Below are 21,768 nucleotides of genomic sequence, written 5' to 3'. Positions count from 1 at the left end.
AACAACCCAATGACTCACTGACAAGGACCGAGACAGAGCCTGCAGCGACAACAACACATATAGAACGGGCGTGCTACATACCAAACCCGACTCCGGTAGCGATACGCCACCAACCAACTTTTATGCCTGTATTAGTTCATGCACTTATGCGCGCCGAACTAACGAATAACCGTGGCTAATCGCCACTCATTAATCATCTAAAATGGACGAGGTAAATACGATGCGAATTAGCATCTTCGGTTTAGGTTATGTCGGGGCAGTTTGTGCAGGTTGTTTATCCGCACGCGGCCATCATGTAATCGGCGTAGATATATCCGCCAATAAGATCGACCTGATCAACAATGGCAAATCGCCAATCGTTGAGCCAGGCCTGGAAGCGCTGTTGCAACAGGGATTAGCCTCGGGGAATTTGCGCGGCACTACTGATGTAGCCGATGCCGTGCTCAATAGCGACGTATCGTTTATCTGCGTGGGCACGCCGAGCAAGAAAAACGGCGACCTGGAACTCAATTACATCGAAGGCGTGTGCCGTGAAATTGGCCTGGCCATGCGCGGCAAAACCGAGCGCCACACCGTTGTGGTACGCAGCACGGTGCTACCCGGCACTGCCAAAAACGTAGTCCTACCGATTCTGCAGGATTGCTCGGGCAAGCAAGCCGGGGGCGATTTCGGCCTGGCAGTAAACCCGGAATTCTTGCGTGAAAGCACCGCGATCAAGGATTACGACTTCCCGCCCATGACAGTCATCGGTGAGCTGGATCAGGCCTCCGGCGACTTGCTGGAAGCCATCTACAGCGAGCTGGATGCGCCGATCATTCGCAAGAGCATCGATGTTGCCGAGATGATCAAGTACACCTGCAATGTCTGGCATGCCACCAAGGTCACCTTCGCCAACGAGATCGGCAATATCGCCAAGGCGGCCGGCGTCGATGGCCGCGATGTGATGGACGTGATCTGCCAGGACCACAAACTCAACCTCTCCAAGTACTACATGAAACCCGGCTTCGCCTTTGGCGGCTCGTGCCTGCCCAAGGACGTGCGCGCCCTGTCCTACCGCGCGGGTGCCATGGATGTCGATGCCCCGCTGATTGGCTCATTGATGCGCAGTAACGCCATCCAGGTGCAGAACGCCTTCGACATCATCGCCGGCTACGACAAACGCAAGGTCGCCCTGCTCGGCTTGAGCTTCAAGGCCGGCACCGATGACCTGCGTGAAAGCCCGCTGGTAGAGCTGGCGGAAATGCTCATCGGCAAGGGTTACGACCTGAGCATCTTCGACCGCAATGTCGAGTACGCCCGCGTTTACGGGGCGAACAAGGACTACATCGAGTCGAAGATCCCCCACGTGTCCTCGCTGCTCAGCAGTGACTTCGATGCCGTTGTGGATAACGCCGACATCATCGTTTTGGGCAATAGCGATATGCACTTTGCCCCACTGGCGCAGCAAGCCTTGCACGGCAAACACGTGGTCGACCTGGTGGGCTTTATGCCGACTGCATCGCGTGCCGGCAGCGAAGGTATTTGCTGGTAAGCGCAACGGCTATAAGCCCACGCACACCCTGGGCGGCCAAGCGCTGCCCCAGGGTCTACCCGGCACAAACGATGGATATGTTTATGCACCTGCACACGCTGAAAAGCGGCCTCAACCAGGCTGCTGGCTGGCTGTTCTACGTATCACTGCTGATGCTGCTTGCGCTGGCACTGCCCAGGAGCGTGTTCGACCCCGAGTCACGCGACTACCTGCTGTTGATCGGCGCGGTGGGCATCTGGCGTTATTCCATGGGTGCCGTGCACTTCGTACGCGGCATGCTGTTTCTCTATGTGGTGTACCCGCACTACCGGCGCAAGGTCGCCAAACTCGGCAAAGATGCTGACCCTTCCCAAGTATTCCTGCTGGTCACCAGCTTTCGCATCGACGCCCTGACCACCGCCCAGGTTTACCGCTCGGTGATCCGCGAGGCGATTGAGTGCGGCTATCCGACCAACGTGGTCTGCTCCATTGTCGAGCTATCGGATGAGCTGCTGGTAAAAAACCTCTGGGCGCAGATGCAGCCCCCGGCGCACGTCACGCTGAGTTTTGTGCGGATTCCCGGCACCGGCAAACGCGACGGCCTGGCCTATGGCTTCCGCGCCATCTCACGGCAGATGCCGGCAGCAGATGCCGTGGTTGCGGTGATCGATGGCGACACCGTGCTCGGCGAAGGCGTAGTGCGCAAAACCGTACCCTGGTTCAAGTTGTTCCCCAATGTCGGCGGCCTCACCACCAATGAATTCTGCGAGGTGCGCGGCGGCTATGTGATGAGTGAATGGCACAAGCTGCGTTTTGCCCAGCGCCATCTCAACATGTGCTCGATGGCCCTGAGCAAGCGCGTGCTGACCATGACCGGGCGCATGTCAGTGTTCCGCGCCGCGGTGGTGACGGACCCGGCGTTTATCGCCGATGTGGAAAGCGATCACCTTGAGCACTGGCGCCTGGGGCGCTTCCAGTTTCTCACTGGCGACGACAAGTCCAGTTGGTACAGCCTGATGCGCCTGGGCTACGACACCTTCTATGTGCCAGACGCATCGATCAACACGGTCGAGCATCCGCCGGAAAAGAGCTTTATCAAGGCCAGCCGCAAGCTGATGTTCCGCTGGTACGGCAACAACCTGCGGCAGAACGCCCGCGCCCTGCGCCTTGGGGTCAAACGCCTGGGCGGTTTCACCAGCCTGGTGCTGTTCGATCAACGCGTGTCGATGTGGACCAGCCTGCTCGGCCTCAGTGTCGCAATCATTGCCAGTATCAAATACGGCCTCGGTTTCTTCTTGGCCTACCTGCTGTGGATCGGCCTCACCCGCCTGGCTCTAACCCTGCTGCTCAGCGTCACTGGCCACCACATTGGCCCGGCTTATCCGCTGATTCTTTATTACAACCAGATCGTCGGTGCGCTGGTGAAGATCTACGTGTTCTTCCGCCTCGACCAGCAATCCTGGACCCGCCAGAACACCAAGTTGGATCGCGGTTTGGTGAGCTTTCAGCGCTGGTTCAACACCTGGTCCTCACGGGCCATGACCTTCTCTGCCGCCAGCATATTCGTCGCCGCCATCATGGTCCTGGTGTGACGACCGGACTCCGCTTGAACAGGAATTTGCACTCATGAATACAGCCGTTAACGTCAATGTGATCCACGAATCTGAAGCCCAGCGCCAGCATGCACGGGTGAAAATCCCAGTCGTGCTGCAGTACCTGAACAAAAACCGTGAACGTATCGAGATGGCGCTCAGCGACATCTCCGCGGGCGGCTTCAGCTTTATCGACAACAAGCAGCAAATCCAGATCGGCGACTTTCACAAGGGTCGCATGCAATTCAAGCTGGACAGTTTCAACCTGGGCATCGACATCGAATTTCAGGTGCGCTCGGTGGATGTCGACAGCAAGCGCATCGGCTGCCAGCTGCACAACCTAAAGCCCCGCGAGCAAGCCACCCTGCACCACCTGATCAGCGCCTACCTGGGCGGGGAACTGGTGAGCGCCGGCGACCTGCTGAGCACCTTGCAGCGCGAGAACTTCACCAAAGCCCGCAAGAACGCCAGCAGTGGCTCAAGCATGAGCGCCCTCGGCCGTCTCAAGGCCGTGACCTTCAGCCTGGGGATCTTCTTGGTCGGCCTGGCGGCATTCGGTTTTATCTTCAAGTCGGTGTATGGCTTGTACTTCGTCACCCACGCCGAATCTGCCATGGTCAACGTGCCGAGCATGCAGGTCACCATGCCGCGTGAAGGCACCGTGCAAAGCCTGGCAGGCCCGGGTGGTGAAGTGGACAAGGGCGCGCCCATCGCCACCTTCTCCGCCACCATGCTGGAGATGCTCAAAGGCCACCTGGCTGACGAACAACTAACTCCAGCCAACGTCGAAGAGCTGTTCGGCAAGCAGATGAAAGGCACCCTGACCAGCCCGTGCAACTGCAAGATCGCCAAGCAGTTGGTCGCCGATGGCCAGTTCGCCAATAAAGGCGATGTGATCTTTGAGCTGGTCCCGCAAGACAGCAAAGCCACCGTCACCGCCAGCTTCCCCTACCGCAGCATTGCCCAGACCCGCACCGGCACCCGCGTGAACTTCTGGGTCGCCGGTGAAGACACACCACGCCGCGGCAAGATCGTCAGCACCAGCCTGGATCAAGGCGGTTTGTCCTCAGACATTCGCGCAGAAATCGAACCAGAAGCCACCCTACCCAGCACCCTCGCCGGCCAACCGGTGGAAGTGGTGATTGACCGTGGTCCCTCGCTCGACTGGGTGATCGACAAGGCCGTGGCGGCTGGCTTCTAAGGAGGACGCTGACATGGCGAATACATCTCCTCATCTGTTGTTGCTCAGTGCTGTGCTGCTGTCCGGCTGTGCCGGGCTGCCTGACCAGCAACTGGCCAACGAAGCGCTGAAACGCGGCGACAGGCAACTGGCCGAGCAGCACTTCAGCCAACTGGCCGAGCTGGGCTACGTCGATGCGCAGATCGGCCTGGCTGACCTGCAGTTGGCCAACGGCACCCCGGCCGACGTGGACAAGGCTGAAAAGACCTACCGCCTGGCGCTCGACGAGTCGCCACGGGCGCAGGCTCGGCTCGGCAAGCTGCTGGCACGTAAACCCAGCAACAGCGCCGCCGAACGCCGCGAAGCCGCGCAACTGCTCAGCGACTCCTTCAGCGCTGGCGAGCCCAGCAGCTTGCTGCCACTGGTGATGCTCTATCTGCAATATCCACAGGACTTTCCCGATATGAACGTACAACAACGTATCGCGACCTGGCGCCAGCAGGGCTACTCCCAGGCCGACCTGGCACAAATCCTCTTCTACCGCACCCAAGGCACTTACGATCAGCACCTGGATGAGATCGAAGCCATCTGCCAGGGTCTGATTAGCGAGGCCGACACCTGCTACGCCGAGTTGGCCACCGTGTACCAGAAGCAGGGTGAGACGGATAAACAGCAAGCCCTGGTGCGGCGCCTGCTGAGCGCCTATCGCAGCGGCGCAGTGCCGGCGCAACGGGTCGATGACGTGGCCTCGGTGCTAGCCGATGCCGAACTTGGCAAGCCCGACGCAGACACCGCCCAGAAGATGCTCGAAAGCATTGCGCCGAACTACCCCGCCGCCTGGGTCAGCCTTGCCCGCCTGCTGTATGACTACCCGGCGCTGGGCGATATCGAGCAGATGCAGGCCTACCTTGAGCAAGGCCGCGCCGCTGCACTGCCACGTGCCGAACTGCTGCTCGGGCGCCTGTACTACGAAGGTAAGTTGCTGCCACAAGACCCGCAGAAAGCCGAAGAACACCTGCGCAAAGCCGCCCCCAGCGAGCCCAGTGCCAACTACTTCCTCGGCCAGATTTACCTGCGCGGCTACCTCGGCGATATCTACCCGCAACAGGCACTCGATCACCTGCTCAGCGCCGCCCGTGGCGGCCAACTCAATGCCGACTTCGCCCTGGCGCAGATGTTCTCCCAAGGCAAAGGCATTCAGCCAGACATGGCCAACGCCTATGTATTCGGCCAACTCGCCCTGCCCAAAGACACCCCGGCAGCCACCGAACTGGCCAGCGAGATCAACCAACGCCTGCCGCCGACAGAGCGCCTCAGGGCTGAACGCATGCTGCGCGAAGAGCGCCAGCTACGGGGTAACGCCTGGCAGGCGCAACAGCCCATGCAGGCGCAGTTGCCATGAGAAAAGGATATTCAATGCACTTCAACCGGATTACCACCGGCCTTGGCCTGAGTGTCTCCCTGTTATCGGCCTCCTCCGCTTGGGCGGCGCAGATGAGTGATGACAACTTCGGTATCGACCTCAAGATCACTGCGCAATCGGAAGATGACCGCGACCTCGGCACCCGTGACGGCGGCGACGTTCAGGGTATAGGTCTGGATGTGCGCCCCTGGGTCTATGGCGAGCGCGGCAACTGGAGCGCCTATGCCTTGGGTCAGGCCGTTACCGCGACCGACATCATTGAAACCGACACCCTGCAAGCCAGCGAAGGCGACACCAGCAGCAGCGGCAACACCAGCCGCGAGCCAGACAAAAGCTACCTGGCCCTGCGCGAGTTCTGGGTCGACTACAAAGGTCTTACGGCCTACCCCGGCGAGCACCTGCGCCTGGGCCGCCAACGCATGCGCAGCGACGACGGCACCTGGTGGGACACCAACATCGAAGCGCTGCGCTGGAGTTTCGATACCACCTTGCTCAAGGCCCATGTCGGCGTCGCCGAACGTTACTCCGACTACCGCAGCGACCTCGACGAACTGGCCCCAGAAGATGAAGACCGCCAGCACCTGTTCGGCGACATCTCGACGCAGTGGCAGCCAGGCCATTGGCTTGGATTCAAGGCCCACCACAGCCGCGATACCGGCGAGCTGGCCAACCCTGGCGAAGCCATCGACGAGATGAGCAAGCGCTACACCGGCGACCTCACCTGGCTGGGGGTGAGCGCCGACGGCGACTTCTTCAACCGCCGCTCGACTATGCCGCTCAATTACTGGGCGCAAGCCACCTGGCTAAACGGTGATATCGATGAGCTTGAGCAACAGGTGATCGGCGACCAGCGCCTGGCCAGTGGCGCGCGCAACGTTGATGTCAACGCCTGGGCCGTGGACCTCGGCCTGCGCTGGAACATCGACGACAACTGGCGCCTCGGCGGTGCCTATGCCCGTGGTAGCGGCGGTGGTGATGACGACAGCTCCAAGCAGTTCCGCCAGACCGGACTGGAGAGCAACCGCTCCAATTTCACCGGCACCAATGCCCGCATGCACCGCTTCGGCGAGGCTTTCCGTGGCGAGCTGTCCAACTTGCAGGTGGCCACGGCGTTCACCTCCTGGCAACTGCACGACAACTACGACGCCAGCCTGGTTTATCACCAGTTCTGGCGGGTCGACGACCAGCAGGACATCGGTGACAGCGGCATCATCGCGCCGCTGCAAGCGGGCGAGAAAGACATCGGCCAGGAACTCGATCTGGTCGTGACCAAGTACTTCAAGCAAGGCCTGTTGCCGGCTTCGATGGCCGAGCACCTAGACGAGCGTTCGGCCCTGTTGCGCTTTCGTGGCGGTGTATTCAAGCCCGGCAAAGCCTATGGCAGCGACACCGACGCGCTGATGCACCGTGCCTTCGTCGACTTTATCTGGAGATTCTGAGGGTAGCCCTATGACAGAGCAGCCAGACAAACTTAAACAACGCTTCGGCATCGGCTTGCTGTGCAGCGGCTTATTACTCGGTGCATTGCAACTGGCAGCGCCCTGGGTACAGGCGGCCAATAGCGAGCCAACGCAGACGCTCAAGCAAGCTAAGACCTACACGGTCACCAGCGCGCCGATCGAGCCTCTGCACCTGGCAGCCCCCACCCTGCCCGATCTTTCCGGCTACAGCGCCGAGGCGGTCGAAGCCAAGATCGAGCGCAGCAAAAAAGGTCAGGTAGTGGTGCGTCGCATGCTGCAACAGGACGCCTTGAAGGACTTTATCGGCGGCGACGAACGGCTGCGCGAGTGGGTCAACCGTCAACAGGGTATGCCCAATGCAATCTTCGTAGAAGATGGTTACATCACCCTGCAAGACCTCGCCAAGCAGCTGCCCGACAATCAGTTCAGCCAGGTTAAGCCCGGCGTTTACCTGGCTCGCTTGCCTATCGTGGTCGCCCAAAACGCGACCCTGCATGTCGATAAAAACGTCGATGAACTGCGCCTGTCGCAAGAGCGCGGCGCGTTTCTGGTCAACGACGGCAAGCTGTTTATCACCGATACCCGCCTGACCGCTTGGCGCGAAGCAGACAACGGCCCGGCCACGTTCCGCAAGCCCGATGAATTCCGCCCGTTCCTGGTGTCCTGGGGCGGCAGTGAGCTGTATATCTCGAACAGCGTGGTCACCAGCCTCGGCTACAACACTAGCAAGTCCTACGGGGTGAGCATCACCCAGTACACGCCGAACATGCACAAACGCCTGCAGCGCAAAGAGCCGACCGGCTGGCTGCTCAACTCCGAGTTCGTCGATCTCTGGTACGGCTTCTACTGCTACGAAGCCGCCGACGTGGTGATCAAGGGCAATATCTACCGCGACAACATCGTCTACGGCATTGACCCGCACGACCGTTCACACGGCCTGATCATCGCCGAGAACAGCGTGCACGGCACCAAGAAGAAGCACGGCATCATCATCTCTCGCGAGGTGGATAACAGCTGGATCTTCAACAACAAGAGCTACGACAACAAACTCTCCGGCATCGTTATCGACCGTAACAGCATCAACAACCTGATCGCCTACAACGAAGTCACGCAGAACCACGCCGACGGCATCACCCTGTACGAGAGCTCGCACAACCTGCTGTGGGGCAACAAGGTTCTGAACAACGCCCGTCACGGTATTCGGGTGCGTAACAGCGTGGACATTCGTCTGTACGAGAACGTCTCGGCGGCCAACGCCCTCACCGGTGTTTACGGCCACATCAAGGACCTCTCCGACACCGACCGCAATATCGAACTCGACCCCTTCGATACCAAGATTTCCATGATCGTGGTCGGTGGCACCCTCGCGGCCAACGGCTCCGGGCCACTGTCCATCGACTCGCCCCTGTCGGTTGAGCTGTACCGCGTGGAGCTGATTGCCCCGACCAAAAGCACAGGTATCAGCTTCAGCGGCATCCTCGGCGAGAAGCAGGAAGAAATTCTCGACCTGATGGTGCGCCGCAACTTGGCCGTGCTGATTGACCCCGTCGAGCGCCAGGTCGAACTCCAGGATTGAGGAAAGCATTGTGAACAAACAGCATCTGCAACTTCGTCAACTGGCCCTCGCCTGCACCTTGCTCGGTGCAGCGGGCAGCGCCCTGGCCAGCCCGCAATACCAAGTGCAGCGTGTAGGCCCGCTGTGCCCCGCAGCGCAAGACCCAAGCCTGTACAACACCAAGTACCTGAGCTTTTTCACCGCACTGGTGCAGGGTGAAGGCGACTGGTTATTCCGCAGCCGCTATGACCTGCGCACCGACTTTGGCACCACGCCCGCAGGCTATCGGCAGTTCAAAAAGCTGCGCGATGCCCTGAAAGCCAAAGGCGTGGAGTTGGTGATCGTCTACCAACCCACCCGTGGCCTGGTAAACCGCGAGAAGCTGACCGCCGCGGAGAAAGCCCAATTCAATTTCAAACTGGCCAAGCAGAACTACCTGAAAGCCATCGAGGGCTTCCGCCAGGCCGGAATCTGGACCCCCGACCTGTCGCCGCTGTTTGATGAGCAGGGCGTGGCAACCGACTACTACTTCAAGGCCGACCACCACTGGACGCCGGCCGGAGCTGAACGCACCGCCGAATTGGTAGCCGACACCCTGAAGCAGATCCCCGGCTTCGCCGACATCCCCAAGAAAGACTTCGAAAGCAACGTGGTCGGCCTGCTGCCCAAGGCCGGCACCTTGCACAAAACCGCCGCACAGTTCTGTGGCACCAGCTACGCCACCCAGTATGTGCCGCGTTTTGAAACCACCACCCAGGGTGAGGCCGACAGTGACAGCCTGTTCGGCGATGAAGCCGATCCACAGATTGCCCTGGTGGGCACCAGCAACAGCGGCCCGGCCTACAACTTTGCCGGCTTTCTGCAGCAGTACAGCGGTGCCGAAGTGCTCAACATGGCGGTCAGTGGCGGCGGTTTTGACAGCGCCTTGCTGCAATACATGAGCAGCCCGGAATTTCACGAAAATCCGCCGAAAGTGCTGATCTGGGAGTTCGCCACCCACTACGACCTGGCCCAGGCCAGCTTCTATCGCCAGGCCCGGCCCTTGGTGGACAACGGCTGCGTCGGCAAGGACGCAGCCCTGCACAACACAGTCAGCCTCAAGCCTGGCAGCAACGAAGTACTGGTCAACGGCATGGGCCGCCAATTGGTGGACTTGCGCGGCGGTGATTACCAAGTCGACCTGACCTTCAGCGACCCCAGCGTGCATGAGGCCCAGGCCACGCTCTGGTACCTCAATGGCCGCCGCGAAAAGTTCAAGCTCGAGCAGAGCGACCGCGTCGACACCGCCGGCCGCTACGTCTTCGAGCTGCGCAACGACCCCGACTGGGCCGACCTCAACCTGCTCGCCCTGGAAATCCACAGCCCGGAAAACATGCCAGCCAACCTCAGCGTCGACGCCACCTTGTGCCAACGCCCCAGCGCGGCCAAAGCGGTGGTTGCCCAGGCACCCCAGGCCAAGGATTCACAATGAACATTCGCCACTGGCTACTTACCCCTTGGCTGCTGGCCCCCTGCCTGCTTGGTAGTGCCCTGTACGGCTCATTCGCCAGCGCCAATAACCTGATGCCACCGGCTGGCTACTATGCGCCGGTGCAGATGAGCGACAAGCCATCACGCAGTTGCACCGCACCGCCCAGGCCTTACACCGCCAAGCTGGAGTTTCGCAGCAAATATGAAGGCTCTGACAAGGCCCGTTCAACCCTGAATAAAACCTCGGAAAAAGCCTACCGCACCAGCACCCAGGACATCACTGAGCTGGAGCGCGGGGTCAATCGCCAGGTGATGTTCTACATGGGCCGCGGTGACCGCCAACAACTGGAATGCGCACTCAACTGGATGAGCGCCTGGGCCCAAGCCGACGCGCTGCTCAGCACAGAGGGCAACCACACCGGTAAATCGGTGCGCAAATGGACCCTGGGCAGCCTGTCATCCGCATACCTGCGTCTGAAGTTCTCCAGCTCACACCCCCTGGCCGCTTACCCGCGACAAACCCGCTTGATCGAGGACTGGTTTGTCGCCCTGGCCGAGCAAACGGTGCAGGACTGGAGCGACCTGCCGCTGCGTAAGATCAACAACCACAGCTACTGGGCCGCGTGGTCGGTAATGGCCACCGCTATCGCCACCGATCGCCGTGACCTGTTCGACTGGTCCGTGGCGCAGTTTCGCGTCGGTGCCAACCAAGTCGACGCCGACGGCTACCTGCCCAACGAACTCAAGCGCCGCCAACGCGCCCTGGCCTACCACAACTACGCCTTGCCGCCGCTGATGATGATCGCTGTCTTCGCCCAGGCCAACGGTGTCGACCTGCGTGCGGAAAACCAGGGAGCCCTGCAACGGCTGGCCAAACGGGTAATGGGCGGCATCGAGGATCAGGACGCTTTCAGCAAACGTACCGGCGAAAAACAGGACATGGGCGAGCTGAAAAAACACGCCAAGTTCGCCTGGCTGGAACCCTATTGCGTGCTCTACGCCTGCTCAATCGACGCCCAGACCTACAAGGCCGAGATGGGACCGTTCAAAACCTTCCGCCTCGGCGGCGATGTAAGCCAGTTGTTCAGCCCTAAAAAAGCCGGCGACAGCTGAACCCGATGCACTGAATAAACGGAGGCCGGCCTGCACGGCGACTTCCTCGCCCATTCACTGGGCATGTTGCAAAACCCGTCCACAGGTGTGGGGGGGAAAGGGGGGGCTTGGCCCTTGACCCGTGCCACTCAACGGAGAGAAACGGATGGTCTTTTCATCCAACGTGTTCCTGTTCCTGTTTCTACCGGTCTTCCTTGGCCTGTACTACCTGAGCAGCAATCGCTATCGCAACCTGCTGATCCTGATTGGCAGCTACGCCTTCTATGCCTGGTGGCGGGTGGATTTCCTCCTGCTATTCGTCGCCGTCACCCTGTGGAATTACATCTTCGGCCTGCGCATTTATCAGGCTGGGGTCAGAACCAAGGCCGCGCAGCGCTGGGTGCTCTGGGGCATCGTCGGTAACCTGGCGACCCTGGGTTATTTCAAGTACGCCAACTTTGGCGTCGCGAACATCAACAAGGTGTTGGAAGGCGCTGGTTTTGAGCCGTTCCTGCTGACCCACGTGATCCTGCCCATCGGCATTTCCTTCTATATATTCCAGTCACTCAGCTACCTGATCGACGTGTACCGCGGCGACACCAAACCCACAGAAAACCTGGTCAACTTCGCTGCGTTTATCGCCCTATTCCCCCAGCTGATCGCAGGCCCCGTGCTGCGCTACAAGGACCTGGCCGACCAGTTCACCGACCGCACCCACAGCCTCGACAAGTTCAGCGAAGGCGCTACGCGCTTTATGCAGGGCTTCGTGAAAAAGGTGTTTATCGCCGACAGCCTGGCACCCTTGGTCGATCACTGCTTTGCCCTCAGCAACCCCAGCACCGGTGACGCCTGGCTGGGCATGATCGCCTACACCGCGCAGCTGTACTTCGACTTCTCCGGCTACAGCGACATGGCCATCGGCCTGGGCCTGATGATGGGCTTCCGCTTTATGGAGAACTTCAACCAGCCCTATATGAGCCAGTCGATCACCGAGTTCTGGCGACGCTGGCACATCAGCCTGTCCACCTGGCTGCGCGACTATCTCTATGTACCGCTGGGTGGCAACAGGGGCGGCACCTTCAACACCTACCGCAACCTGTTCCTGACCATGCTGCTCGGCGGCCTGTGGCATGGCGCTAACTGGACCTTCCTGATCTGGGGCGCGTGGCACGGCATGTGGCTGGCGATAGAACGCCTGTTCGGGGTGAACGCTGCGCCCAAGGTGATCAACCCACTGAAATGGGCCTTTACCTTCCTGCTGGTGATGCTCGGCTGGGTGATCTTCCGCGCCGAAAACCTCGACGTGGCCTGGCGTATGTACAGCGCCATGTTCAACCCGGCGATGTTCAGCAGCCAAGGCTGGGCGCTGAGCGAGCTCAACCGCGCCAGCATCACTGACCTGCAAATCGCCACCCTGGTGTTGGCCTATGCGGTGATGGCGTTCTGCGGCCTGCGCCAGTTCTATCGCTCGCGCCCTGCAACATCGGCCAGCCCAACGCTAGTGCCACAGGCCAACGGCGCAACAGTTGCCCTGCCCCACTACCTGCTACGCGGCGCCTTGCTGCTGCTGTTTTGCGCCTCCGTGCTGAAACTTTCGGCGCAGAGCTACTCACCCTTTCTCTACTTCCAGTTCTGAGGAGCCGACCATGACGCGTCCGTTACGCAAGCTCTACGTCGCCCTGTTTATCGGCATCCTGGCCCTGCTATTTGTCGGTTCCATGCGCGGCGTACTGAGCTACCGCCCCCCTGCTGAATACAGCGTGCTCGACGGTGACTTGGCCAAGACCTTTGAGCAGCACTACGACGAGAAACTGCCGGTCAAAGACATCGGCACCAACCTCTGGGCCGCCCTCGACTACCTGCTTTTCAATGAGGGCCGCAGCGGCGTACAGATCGGCGAACAAGGCTGGCTGTACTCGGATGAAGAGTTCAAACCGGAAGTCGATGGCCCTCAACAGATCAGCGAAAATCTGGCGCTGATCAAGGGCGTTCGCGATGAACTGGCCAAGCACGATGTGCTGCTGCTGATGGCCATCGTGCCGAGCAAGGCGCGCCTGTACCCGGAGTTTGTCGGCGACAACCCAACCAGCCCACTGCGGCAGAACCTTTATCAGCAGTTTCTGGCTGAGGTGAGCGCCGCTGACATCGCCGCACCCAACCTGCTGAGCACCCTGCGTGACGGTAAATCGAACGGCGCCATGTTCCTGCGCACCGACACCCACTGGACGCCACAGGGCGCAGACCTGGTCGCTCAGCAACTGAGCCGCACCCTCAAACGCGGGATCACCTTGGATGGCGAACCGCAGCGGTTTATCACCCAAGCCAGCGCCGCGAAACCCTACAAAGGCGACCTCACCCGTTTCCTGCCACTGGACCCTTGGTTCGACTACCTGCTGCCCGCGCCTGACCAACTGCGCCGCCGCGAAACCCAGGCCGTCGAGCAGGCCACAGGCGACGACGCGCTGTTCGCCGACAGCGCCATGCCGGTGGCGCTGGTTGGCACCAGCTACAGCGCCAACCCGGCGTGGAATTTTGCCGGTGCCCTACGTCAGCACTTGCAACGCGACCTCAGCAACCACGCCGAAGACGGCCAAGGCCCGCTGATCCCGATGCTCAAGTACCTGCAAAGCGAGGACTTCAAAGACACCCCGCCGCAATTGGTGATCTGGGAGTTCCCCGAGCGCTACCTGCCCATGACCAGCGACCTCAGTGCCTTCGATGCGCAGTGGCTAAGCACCCTCAAACACCCCATTGGCAACCGACGCCTGGCCATCAGTAACAGGCGCTGAAACCTGCCTTTTCCATCGTTTTTTACCCGGTCGCACGACCGCCTTATCGACCTGAATGGAGTTTTAACCATGCACAGTCCCACCCCAAACCGCTGGATGCCCTATGCCTGCGCGTTCGCCCTGAGCCTGAGCAGCCTCACTGCCACGGCCGGCGAAGGCGGCCTGTACGCACCCAACGCGCCCAAGGGCTCAAGCTTTGTTCGCGGTTACAACGCCAGTAACAGCGAACTCAATTTCAGCGTCGGCAACACCGATCTAAGCGACATCGCGCCACTGGCCTCCAGCGATTTCAGTTTTCTGCCAGCGGGTAGCTACAGCGCCCAAGTCGGCAGCAACAACCTGCCGGTAAAACTCGAAGCCGAGAAGTTCTACACCCTGGTCAGCCAGGACGGCGAAGCGCCCAAACTGGTGGCCGAAGCACCCTTCACCAACAAGCGTAAAGCGCTGCTGCGGGTACAGAACCTCACGGACAACACCCTCAGCCTGAAAACCGCCGACGGCAAGGCGGTAGTCGATGCCGTAGCGCCAGATGCCAGCGGCCAGCGCGAAGTCAATCCGGTCAAGGTCAGCCTCGCGCTGTTCGACGGCAACCGCAAAGTCAGCGACCTCAAGCCCGTCAGTCTGGCCCGTGGCGAGGTGGTGAGCCTGTACATCACCGGCAGCGGCAAGGCGCTCTCACCGGTATGGGTAAAGCGCCCAGCCAAAACCGACTGAATCCAGACAAGTACAGGTGCGGGCAATGATCCGCACTGCGAAGCAGCGTCTGTAGCAACAGACGTATTGGAGTGATCCACAGCCTGGCTAACCGGGTAGACCCGGCCAGAAGGCCGCCTACTCAAGCAAACCAAACGTGCTTTAGGAGTACACAACATGATTCCAGTAATTCTTTCCGGCGGTAGCGGTTCACGCCTTTGGCCGCTCTCACGTAAACAGTATCCCAAGCAGTTTCTCGCCCTCACCGGCAGCGACACGCTGTTCCAGCAAACCATCAAGCGTTTGCGCTTCGACGGAATGCAGGCGCCCGTATTGGTGTGCAATCTCGAACACCGTTTTATCGTGCAGGAACAACTGAAGACCCAACAGCTGGAAACTCAGACCATTCTGCTCGAACCCTTTGGCCGCAACACCGCACCCGCCGTAGCCATCGCCGCGATGCAGTTACTCGCCGAGGGCCGCGATGAGCTGCTGCTGATCCTGCCTGCTGACCATGTTTTGGCCGATCAGCGCGCTTTCCAGCAAGCCCTGGCCCTGGCCACCTGCGCGGCTGAGAAAGGCGAAATGGTGCTGTTCGGCATCCCCGCCAGTCGCCCGGAAACCGGCTATGGCTATATCAAATCAGAGGTGGATGATGCCTTGCCAAACGGCGCCCTGCGCGTGCAGAAGTTTGTCGAGAAACCCGACGAAGCCCGCGCCCGCGAGTTTGTCGCCAGCGGCGATTACTACTGGAACAGCGGCATGTTCCTGTTCCGCGCCAGCCGTTACCTCGAAGAATTGAAGCAACACGATGCCGACATCTACGACACCTGCCTACTGGCGCTGGAACGCAGCCAGATCGACGGCAGCCAGGTGACCATCGATGCCGCCACCTTCGCCTGCTGCCCAGACAACTCCATCGACTACACGGTGATGGAAAAAACCACCCGCGCCTGCGTGGTACCGCTGAATGCGGGTTGGAGCGATGTGGGTAGCTGGTCGTCGATCTGGGATGTGCACCCCAAAGATCAACACGGCAACGTCGTGTCCGGCGATGTGCGCATACACGACAGCCACAACTGCCTGGTGCACGGCAACGGCAAGCTGGTCTCGGTGATCGGGGTGCAAGACATCGTGGTGGTCGAAACCAAAGACGCTACCATGATCGTGCACAAGGACCGCGTGCAAGACGTCAAAACCATGGTCAATCAGCTGAATGACGAGGGCCGCAGCGAAACCGAAAATCACTGCCAGGTCTATCGGCCTTGGGGCTCCTATGACTCGGTGGACATGGGCGGACGCTTCCAGGTCAAACACATCACCGTCAACCCAGGTGCCACGCTTTCACTACAGATGCACCATCACCGCGCCGAGCACTGGATAGTGGTCTCCGGCACCGCCGAGGTGACCTGTGATGACAAGGTATTCCTGCTCACCGAAAACCAGTCCACCTACATCCCCATGACCTCGGTACACCGTCTGAGCAACCCCGGCAAAATCCCTCTGGAGATCATCGAAGTGCAATCGGGCAGCTACCTCGGTGAAGACGACATCCAGCGTCTGGATGATGTCTACGGCCGCAGCGAAACCCCAACCCTCAGCCTCGCCGCAGGTTGACGCACAACCGCCAGCCCTGAACACGGGCTGGCGGGTCAAAGCATGTACCCCGCCGCCCGGCCTTGTGTAGGATGAACGTCTGTTTATCGACCAAGGCCATTTTCCCCCATGCTATTTGGCGCAATCCTGGTATTGAGTTGGTTAATCCTGTTGATCCGCTACCCGAGCAAGGCGCTGCCGGTTTCCCTCGCCGCGCTGATAGGACTGGGCCTGGTTACCAGTTGGGTGCTCTGGGAGGAAAGCCGTGAGAATCGCCACCTGGCGTACCTCGAATTACGCCTCGACTATGCCCCCGACAGTTGCCCGGCGGATCGCCCCCTTGCCCTCAACCTGAAAAACGGCAGTGAAGCGGCTCTACTTGAACTGCAATGGCAAATAGCCGCCTACCGACCTGGTGACAGGGTCAATCTGGCCGAGCGTCTGTATGAAACCCCGCGTTACAGCGGCCCTGGTGAACTGCTACCGGGCGCCGAATGGCAAAGCTGCCTGCCACTGCCCACCCTGCGCAGCGGCTACCGTGCCAGCACCCTGAAGTTTCGCGCCGAGCGCCTGCAAGGCAGCTTTAGCCGTTGATATTTGCCCCCCATTAGAACGACAAGGAAAGCTGCATGACCCAGCCCAGCGTACTGATCACCGGATGCTCCAGCGGTATTGGCCGAGCCCTGGCCGACGTGTTCCAACAAGCCGGTTATCAGGTCTGGGCCACTGCCCGCAAAGCTGAGGACCTCACAGCCCTGAGCGAAGCCGGCTTTAACGCCGTGCAGCTGGACGTCAACGATGGCCTAGGACTGGGGCAACTGGCGGAGCGCCTGAAAGCTGAAATCGGCGGCCTCGACGTGCTGATCAACAACGCCGGTTACGGGGCTATGGGGCCGCTGCTCGATGGCGGTGTTGAGGCCATGCGCAAACAGTTCGAGACCAATGTGTTCTCGCTGATCGGCGTAACCCGCGCACTGTTCCCACTGTTGCGGCAGAACAAAGGCCTGGTGGTGAATATCGGCAGCGTTTCAGGCGTTTTGGTCACTCCCTTTGCTGGTGCTTACTGCGCCTCCAAAGCCGCCGTGCATGCACTGACCGACGCCCTGCGTCTGGAGCTGGCGCCCTTCGCCATCGAGGTAATGGAAGTACAGCCCGGCGCGATTGCTTCCAGCTTCGGTGCCAATGCCAGCGAACAAGCCGAACAACTGATCGACGAAGCCTCGCCCTGGTGGCCGATCCGCGACGGCATCCGCGCCCGCGCCAACGCCTCACAAGACAACCCCACCCCCACCAGCCACTTCGCCCGCAACCTGCTGGCCGCCGTACAGAGCAAATCCCGGCCGAACATGATCCGCTTGGGCAACGGCAGCCGCAGCATGCCGCTGCTGGCCGCACTAGTGCCTAAGCGCTTGATGGAAAGCATTCTGAAAAAACGCTTCGGCCTAAACCGCAGCCTCTAAATCACCGGGAGCGCGCACGATGAACCCGCCCAACACTGATAACGTCTCGACAACCCGCCTGGCCATTGGCGGCGTGGTGGCGGTCATGGTGCTCAACCTGCTGGTGCGCAGTTTCGTCAAACTCGGCGGCGTACTCAGCACCCTGCTGGTGGCCGCTTTAGTCGCCGGTGGCATGGCCCTGTGGTTTCACTTCCAACATCGTCGCGCGCCACTCCCCAGCGAACGCCGCAAGCTACTCGCCCTCTACGGCGGCATCCTCGCCCTGCTCTACCTGGGCCTACTGGGCATGATGTGGCTCAAAGACGAACCCGGCCCGATGGGACTGTTTATCTTTGGCCTGCATTACTTTTGTTATCCGCTGCTGGCGTGGCTGGCACTTGCCAAGCTCTACCGCAATAACCCGTAAACACCGCCAACGGACTCCATAAGCTGGATAAAATCCGGCGAACAGCGCGGGTATCGATAAAGGGTCCCGGATTGCATAAGGGCTACCCTTTTGTTCAGTTGAACGCACTGCGTGCGTGTCCACGCCTACGCGCTAAAAAACTGGCCAATTGTAAAAATTGGCCAGTTCTAGACTCATCAAACTCTTTAGGCTTCTACCGAAAATCGGGAGGGAGATAAGGCTTCTACAGGCGAGAAACCGCTCGCTTTTTTGAATGACATATTGTGGATGAAGTTTTTCATTGAGTCGGACGGATCAATCGTATCCAAATTCAACGAATCAAGCGTTCTACGTGATATAGCCACACTTAAAAGCGGCATATCTTCGATATGACCAGTGGCCGAGTTAAGAAGTCTGTCATTAGCAGTCACGATCACAATATCGTCCGGTAGAATAGCCAGTGTTTCTCGCCCTACCCTTAGCGCACAACTACATATGTAGTCTTGCAGCAATTCGTTGTAACGGCTAATTGGCATCTTCTTGCTTGAAAGCTTACCGCTCTGGAGCAAGCTTTTTATCTCAGACGGAATCACACGCTCACCATGAACACTCAGAACAACCTCTACCACACCATTTGAATGAGCATGGAAAGTTACCGAAGTACCAAGCATCGAAATATCTTCGAAAGGGTGAAGCAGCTTCAGCGCCTCGATCTTTGCCTCAAGATCATGCATTAACAAACGTTCAGCCAACGCCTTATCCGAACGCCATTCTGCATGCTCTATTTGCCAAGTGTTGATTGACTGCTCATACAGCTGAGCATCTAGCTCACGCGCCGTTTCGACCTGAAGTGTTAGTTTGTCAATTTGACGCTGCTGAAGCTTGAACAGGCGGGCAAGTAGCCCCGGCTGATAGCTATTAAGCCCGGCACTAGCAGCGATTTCATTAGTCGACTGACGGTCAGGCTGAGGGGGCTCTTGACGCTCACTGCATGCAACCCAATCGATTGTCTCAGCACTTTCTCGATGGACTGAAAGAAGAACATCGATAAGGTTTTCGTAGACTTCGACCTCGTACGCGGCCTGCTCTAAAGCCTCCATCTTCGCGTATTCCCTACGCCGCGTCTCTAGTTCGCGCTGCCTACGTTGAGCGTTGCGCTCAGCCTGTCGGGATGCCGCTTGCATTGAACGCAACGTGCCTTTCCACCCCATGAGAATCCCTCCACTATGCTGCGTTAATTTGACTGACATCATAGTGATGGCACAACCCGAACACTGTCTAGCGAGTAGCCCGGATATCCACAACCCGTAGGATGTGCTGAGCAGCGCGATACCCATCGGCATTTCTACGTACAACGCAGCAGTCGCCATACGGAAAGAGTGATGGGTATCGCTCTGCTCAACCCATCCTACGCATAACAGGTTTCAAGTCCGCCTTAGCGCTTGATGGTCTTGAGCAAGTCTTCCGGGGTGATATAGCCCACCGCGCCGGCGTTGCTTGCAGCACTGCCCGGCTGCGGTTGATGAAGGATATGACCCTTCATCTTGCCGATGATGTGCATCTCGCAGGGTTTGCAGTCGAACTTCAGGGTTAGCACTTCGTCCTGATGGATTAGCTGCATATCCGAGACTTTGGTGCGCACGCCGGTGACGCCTTTGGCCTGTTTCGGGCACAGGTTGAAGGAGAAGCGCAGGCAGTGTTTGGTGATCATCACCGGCACTTCACCCGCTTCTTCATGGGCCTCGTAGGCCGCATCAATCAGCTGCACACCGTAACGTTTGTAAAAAGTGCGGGCCTTGTCGTTGTAGACGTTGGCCAGAAAGGTCAGGTGCGACTCGGGGTACACCGGCGGAGGCACGCTAACCGGCTTGCGCCCGCCACGTGGATGAACCGCGACGCGGGCTTGAGTCAGCGCTTCAATGGCCTCGCGGCGCAGGGCTTTGAGCTGCGAGCCAGGGATAAACGGCACGGCCTCACAGTCGATCTGCACAGCGGTGCTGTAGTACATCGTGGTACCCAGCTTGCTCAGGGTGTCGGCCAGCTGCTCACGGGACTGCTCGGCATCCTTGGCAGCGGCGAACGGCCCATTCAAGCTGACGCTGGCGACCACCCCTTCTTCACTGATCACGCTCAGCTGCAACTGATCGCCCTGCAACGCCACTTGCCAGCTAACCGCGACGCGACGCTCGGCTGAAGTCTTCTGCAGGGCCTGTTGCCAGTTATGGTCGAGGTTGCGATTAAGCGGGTGTTGCGGACGCACGCGCTGCATGGCCTCGGGCATTTCGTTGGGCTCAACGCGGTAGCGGTAGCGCTTCTCGCCGTCTTCTTCAAACTCGCCTTTCAGTTCGCAGATATTGCTGCGAAAACCCACCACTTCGCGCTTGATCAGCACGTTCAAACCATCGCCGTTGGACAGCGGCGTGTCGGTGACCGCAATCAGGTCACGCTTGCCGACTTTCTCGACATAACCCACAGAAAGCCCGGTGAAGGTAGGCGAATCGAACGCGCCGATATCCACTTTGCGATCCGTCACGAAGTAGTCAGTGCTGCCACGGTGGAAGGTCTTGTCGGTATCCGGGGTGAAGAAGTGCTCGGTGCGACCACTGGCAGCGCGGGCCAGGTGCGGTCGCTGTTCGAGAATCGCGTCGAGCTCGCGGCGGTAGTGCGCGGTGATGTTCTTCACGTAGCTCATGTCTTTGTAACGCCCTTCGATCTTGAACGAGCGCACGCCGGCATCCACCAGGTAGATCAGGTTGTCGGTCTGGTTGTTGTCCTTCATCGACAGCAGGTGCTTATCAAACGCCACCACGCGGCCCTGATCATCTTTCAAAGTGTACGGCAGACGGCAGGCCTGCGAGCAGTCGCCACGGTTGGCGCTGCGCCCGTTCTGCGCGTGGGAGATATTGCACTGCCCGGAGAACGCCACGCACAGGGCGCCGTGGATAAAGAACTCGACCGCCGAATCGACGTTCTTGCAGATAGTGCTGATTTCTTCCAGGTTGAGCTCACGGGCCAACACCAGCTGGGAGAAGCCAGCTTTGTCGAGGAAACGGGCTTTCTCCAGGGTGCGGATGTCGCACTGGGTGCTGGCGTGAATCTCGATGGGCGGCAGATCCATCTCCATCACGCCCATGTCCTGCACGATCAGCGCATCAATCCCGGCCTCGTACAGCTGCCAGATCATCTGCCGCGCCGGCTCCAGCTCATCCTCATGCAGGATGGTGTTGAGGGTGACAAACACCCGCGCATGGAACAGGTGGGCAAACTGCACCAGCTCGGCAATATCCGCCACGCTGTTGCTGGCGTTGTGCCGCGCACCAAAACCGGGGCCACCGATGTACACCGCGTCGGCCCCATGCAGGATGGCTTCCTTGGCAATAGCGGTATCGCGCGCAGGGCTGAGCAGTTCGAGGTGGTGCTTGGGCAGGGACATGGCGTGGGCATCGGGGCAGTCAATCAAGCCGGGCATTTTACTCTTAAAGTCAGCTTTGTCTGTGCCCGCTGAGCAGCCACTCAATTACTGTATGGGCATACAGATAAAAGCCCGCGTAGAATTGCCACTT

General features: G+C 59.6%; 17 protein-coding genes. 15 read left to right on the top strand and 2 right to left on the bottom strand.

Going from position 1 to position 21,768, the window contains the following annotated elements; genetic code table 11:
* Positions 1-220 precede the first annotated feature (220 nt).
* From ACIGEK_RS08640 to ACIGEK_RS08570, 15 genes are all read left to right on the top strand, one after another.
* Positions 221-1,531, top strand: coding sequence for a nucleotide sugar dehydrogenase (locus ACIGEK_RS08640; protein ID WP_397492884.1), 1,311 nt, complete (start codon positions 221-223; stop codon positions 1,529-1,531).
* Between the two features lie 83 nt (positions 1,532-1,614).
* On the top strand, positions 1,615-3,102 hold the full coding sequence (gene alg8, locus ACIGEK_RS08635) for a mannuronan synthase (protein ID WP_397492883.1): 1,488 nt from the start codon (positions 1,615-1,617) through the stop codon (positions 3,100-3,102).
* Positions 3,103-3,136: 34 nt separating this feature from the next.
* Positions 3,137-4,303, top strand: a complete 1,167-nt coding sequence (locus tag ACIGEK_RS08630; RefSeq protein ID WP_397492882.1) for a PilZ domain-containing protein — start codon at positions 3,137-3,139, stop codon at positions 4,301-4,303.
* 13 nt (positions 4,304-4,316) lie between these two features.
* Positions 4,317-5,684 carry an alginate biosynthesis TPR repeat lipoprotein AlgK gene (gene algK / locus ACIGEK_RS08625; protein ID WP_397492881.1) on the top strand — a complete coding sequence of 456 codons (1,368 nt, stop codon included), beginning with the start codon at positions 4,317-4,319 and terminating at the stop codon, positions 5,682-5,684.
* A 14-nt stretch (positions 5,685-5,698) separates the two neighbouring features.
* Entirely contained in the window at positions 5,699-7,144 is a 1,446-nt protein-coding gene (locus ACIGEK_RS08620) for an alginate export family protein (protein ID WP_397492880.1), read from the top strand.
* A gap of 10 nt (positions 7,145-7,154) precedes the next feature.
* A complete protein-coding gene (gene algG, locus ACIGEK_RS08615) occupies positions 7,155-8,741 on the top strand; it encodes a mannuronan 5-epimerase AlgG (RefSeq protein ID WP_397492879.1) in 1,587 nt (528 codons plus the stop codon).
* A gap of 10 nt (positions 8,742-8,751) precedes the next feature.
* The gene (locus tag ACIGEK_RS08610) at positions 8,752-10,191 is read left to right on the top strand and encodes an alginate O-acetyltransferase (RefSeq protein WP_397492878.1); all 1,440 of its coding nucleotides are present in this window, start codon (positions 8,752-8,754) and stop codon (positions 10,189-10,191) included.
* Positions 10,188-11,303, top strand: a complete 1,116-nt coding sequence (locus tag ACIGEK_RS08605) for a mannuronate-specific alginate lyase (protein WP_397492877.1) — start codon at positions 10,188-10,190, stop codon at positions 11,301-11,303. The genes ACIGEK_RS08610 and ACIGEK_RS08605 overlap by 4 nt, the downstream gene beginning before the upstream one ends.
* A gap of 145 nt (positions 11,304-11,448) precedes the next feature.
* A complete protein-coding gene (locus ACIGEK_RS08600; RefSeq protein ID WP_397492876.1) occupies positions 11,449-12,918 on the top strand; it encodes an MBOAT family O-acyltransferase in 1,470 nt (489 codons plus the stop codon).
* A 10-nt stretch (positions 12,919-12,928) separates the two neighbouring features.
* On the top strand, positions 12,929-14,071 hold the full coding sequence (locus tag ACIGEK_RS08595) for an alginate O-acetyltransferase (RefSeq protein WP_397492875.1): 1,143 nt from the start codon (positions 12,929-12,931) through the stop codon (positions 14,069-14,071).
* A gap of 69 nt (positions 14,072-14,140) precedes the next feature.
* On the top strand, positions 14,141-14,785 hold the full coding sequence (locus ACIGEK_RS08590) for an alginate O-acetyltransferase AlgF (RefSeq protein ID WP_397492874.1): 645 nt from the start codon (positions 14,141-14,143) through the stop codon (positions 14,783-14,785).
* A 156-nt stretch (positions 14,786-14,941) separates the two neighbouring features.
* Entirely contained in the window at positions 14,942-16,381 is a 1,440-nt protein-coding gene (locus ACIGEK_RS08585) for a mannose-1-phosphate guanylyltransferase/mannose-6-phosphate isomerase (protein WP_397492873.1), read from the top strand.
* A 108-nt stretch (positions 16,382-16,489) separates the two neighbouring features.
* Entirely contained in the window at positions 16,490-16,954 is a 465-nt protein-coding gene (locus ACIGEK_RS08580; protein ID WP_397492872.1) for a multidrug transporter, read from the top strand.
* 35 nt (positions 16,955-16,989) lie between these two features.
* Positions 16,990-17,820, top strand: coding sequence for an SDR family oxidoreductase (locus tag ACIGEK_RS08575; protein ID WP_397492871.1), 831 nt, complete (start codon positions 16,990-16,992; stop codon positions 17,818-17,820).
* Positions 17,821-17,839: 19 nt separating this feature from the next.
* A complete protein-coding gene (locus ACIGEK_RS08570) occupies positions 17,840-18,226 on the top strand; it encodes a hypothetical protein (RefSeq protein WP_397492870.1) in 387 nt (128 codons plus the stop codon).
* A gap of 185 nt (positions 18,227-18,411) precedes the next feature.
* Here the strand turns inward: ACIGEK_RS08570 and ACIGEK_RS08565 are convergent, their stop codons facing one another.
* Positions 18,412-19,305 (bottom strand): hypothetical protein, encoded by an 894-nt coding sequence (locus ACIGEK_RS08565; protein ID WP_397492869.1) that lies wholly within the window; start codon positions 19,303-19,305, stop codon positions 18,412-18,414.
* Between the two features lie 335 nt (positions 19,306-19,640).
* A complete protein-coding gene (locus ACIGEK_RS08560; protein ID WP_397493113.1) occupies positions 19,641-21,638 on the bottom strand; it encodes a U32 family peptidase in 1,998 nt (665 codons plus the stop codon).
* Positions 21,639-21,768 lie beyond the last annotated feature (130 nt).

Origin of the sequence: Pseudomonas sp. NPDC079086, from assembly GCF_044542155.1 — a bacterium.
Lineage (GTDB): Bacteria > Pseudomonadota > Gammaproteobacteria > Pseudomonadales > Pseudomonadaceae > Aquipseudomonas.
The sequence above is the reverse complement of the archived record's forward strand: the minus strand, read 5'-3'. Positions and strand labels throughout refer to the sequence as shown.

Coding starts and splice junctions, on each gene's coding strand:
- ACIGEK_RS08560 (WP_397493113.1), bottom strand. CDS start 21,638: ATGTCCCTGCCCAAGCACCACCTCGAACTGCTCAGCCCTGCGCGCGAT.
- ACIGEK_RS08595 (WP_397492875.1), top strand. CDS start 12,929: ATGACGCGTCCGTTACGCAAGCTCTACGTCGCCCTGTTTATCGGCATC.
- ACIGEK_RS08580 (WP_397492872.1), top strand. CDS start 16,490: ATGCTATTTGGCGCAATCCTGGTATTGAGTTGGTTAATCCTGTTGATC.
- ACIGEK_RS08590 (WP_397492874.1), top strand. CDS start 14,141: ATGCACAGTCCCACCCCAAACCGCTGGATGCCCTATGCCTGCGCGTTC.
- ACIGEK_RS08585 (WP_397492873.1), top strand. CDS start 14,942: ATGATTCCAGTAATTCTTTCCGGCGGTAGCGGTTCACGCCTTTGGCCG.
- ACIGEK_RS08575 (WP_397492871.1), top strand. CDS start 16,990: ATGACCCAGCCCAGCGTACTGATCACCGGATGCTCCAGCGGTATTGGC.
- ACIGEK_RS08640 (WP_397492884.1), top strand. CDS start 221: ATGCGAATTAGCATCTTCGGTTTAGGTTATGTCGGGGCAGTTTGTGCA.
- alg8 (WP_397492883.1), top strand. CDS start 1,615: ATGCACCTGCACACGCTGAAAAGCGGCCTCAACCAGGCTGCTGGCTGG.
- ACIGEK_RS08630 (WP_397492882.1), top strand. CDS start 3,137: ATGAATACAGCCGTTAACGTCAATGTGATCCACGAATCTGAAGCCCAG.
- algG (WP_397492879.1), top strand. CDS start 7,155: ATGACAGAGCAGCCAGACAAACTTAAACAACGCTTCGGCATCGGCTTG.
- algK (WP_397492881.1), top strand. CDS start 4,317: ATGGCGAATACATCTCCTCATCTGTTGTTGCTCAGTGCTGTGCTGCTG.
- ACIGEK_RS08570 (WP_397492870.1), top strand. CDS start 17,840: ATGAACCCGCCCAACACTGATAACGTCTCGACAACCCGCCTGGCCATT.
- ACIGEK_RS08600 (WP_397492876.1), top strand. CDS start 11,449: ATGGTCTTTTCATCCAACGTGTTCCTGTTCCTGTTTCTACCGGTCTTC.
- ACIGEK_RS08620 (WP_397492880.1), top strand. CDS start 5,699: ATGCACTTCAACCGGATTACCACCGGCCTTGGCCTGAGTGTCTCCCTG.
- ACIGEK_RS08565 (WP_397492869.1), bottom strand. CDS start 19,305: ATGGAGGCTTTAGAGCAGGCCGCGTACGAGGTCGAAGTCTACGAAAAC.
- ACIGEK_RS08605 (WP_397492877.1), top strand. CDS start 10,188: ATGAACATTCGCCACTGGCTACTTACCCCTTGGCTGCTGGCCCCCTGC.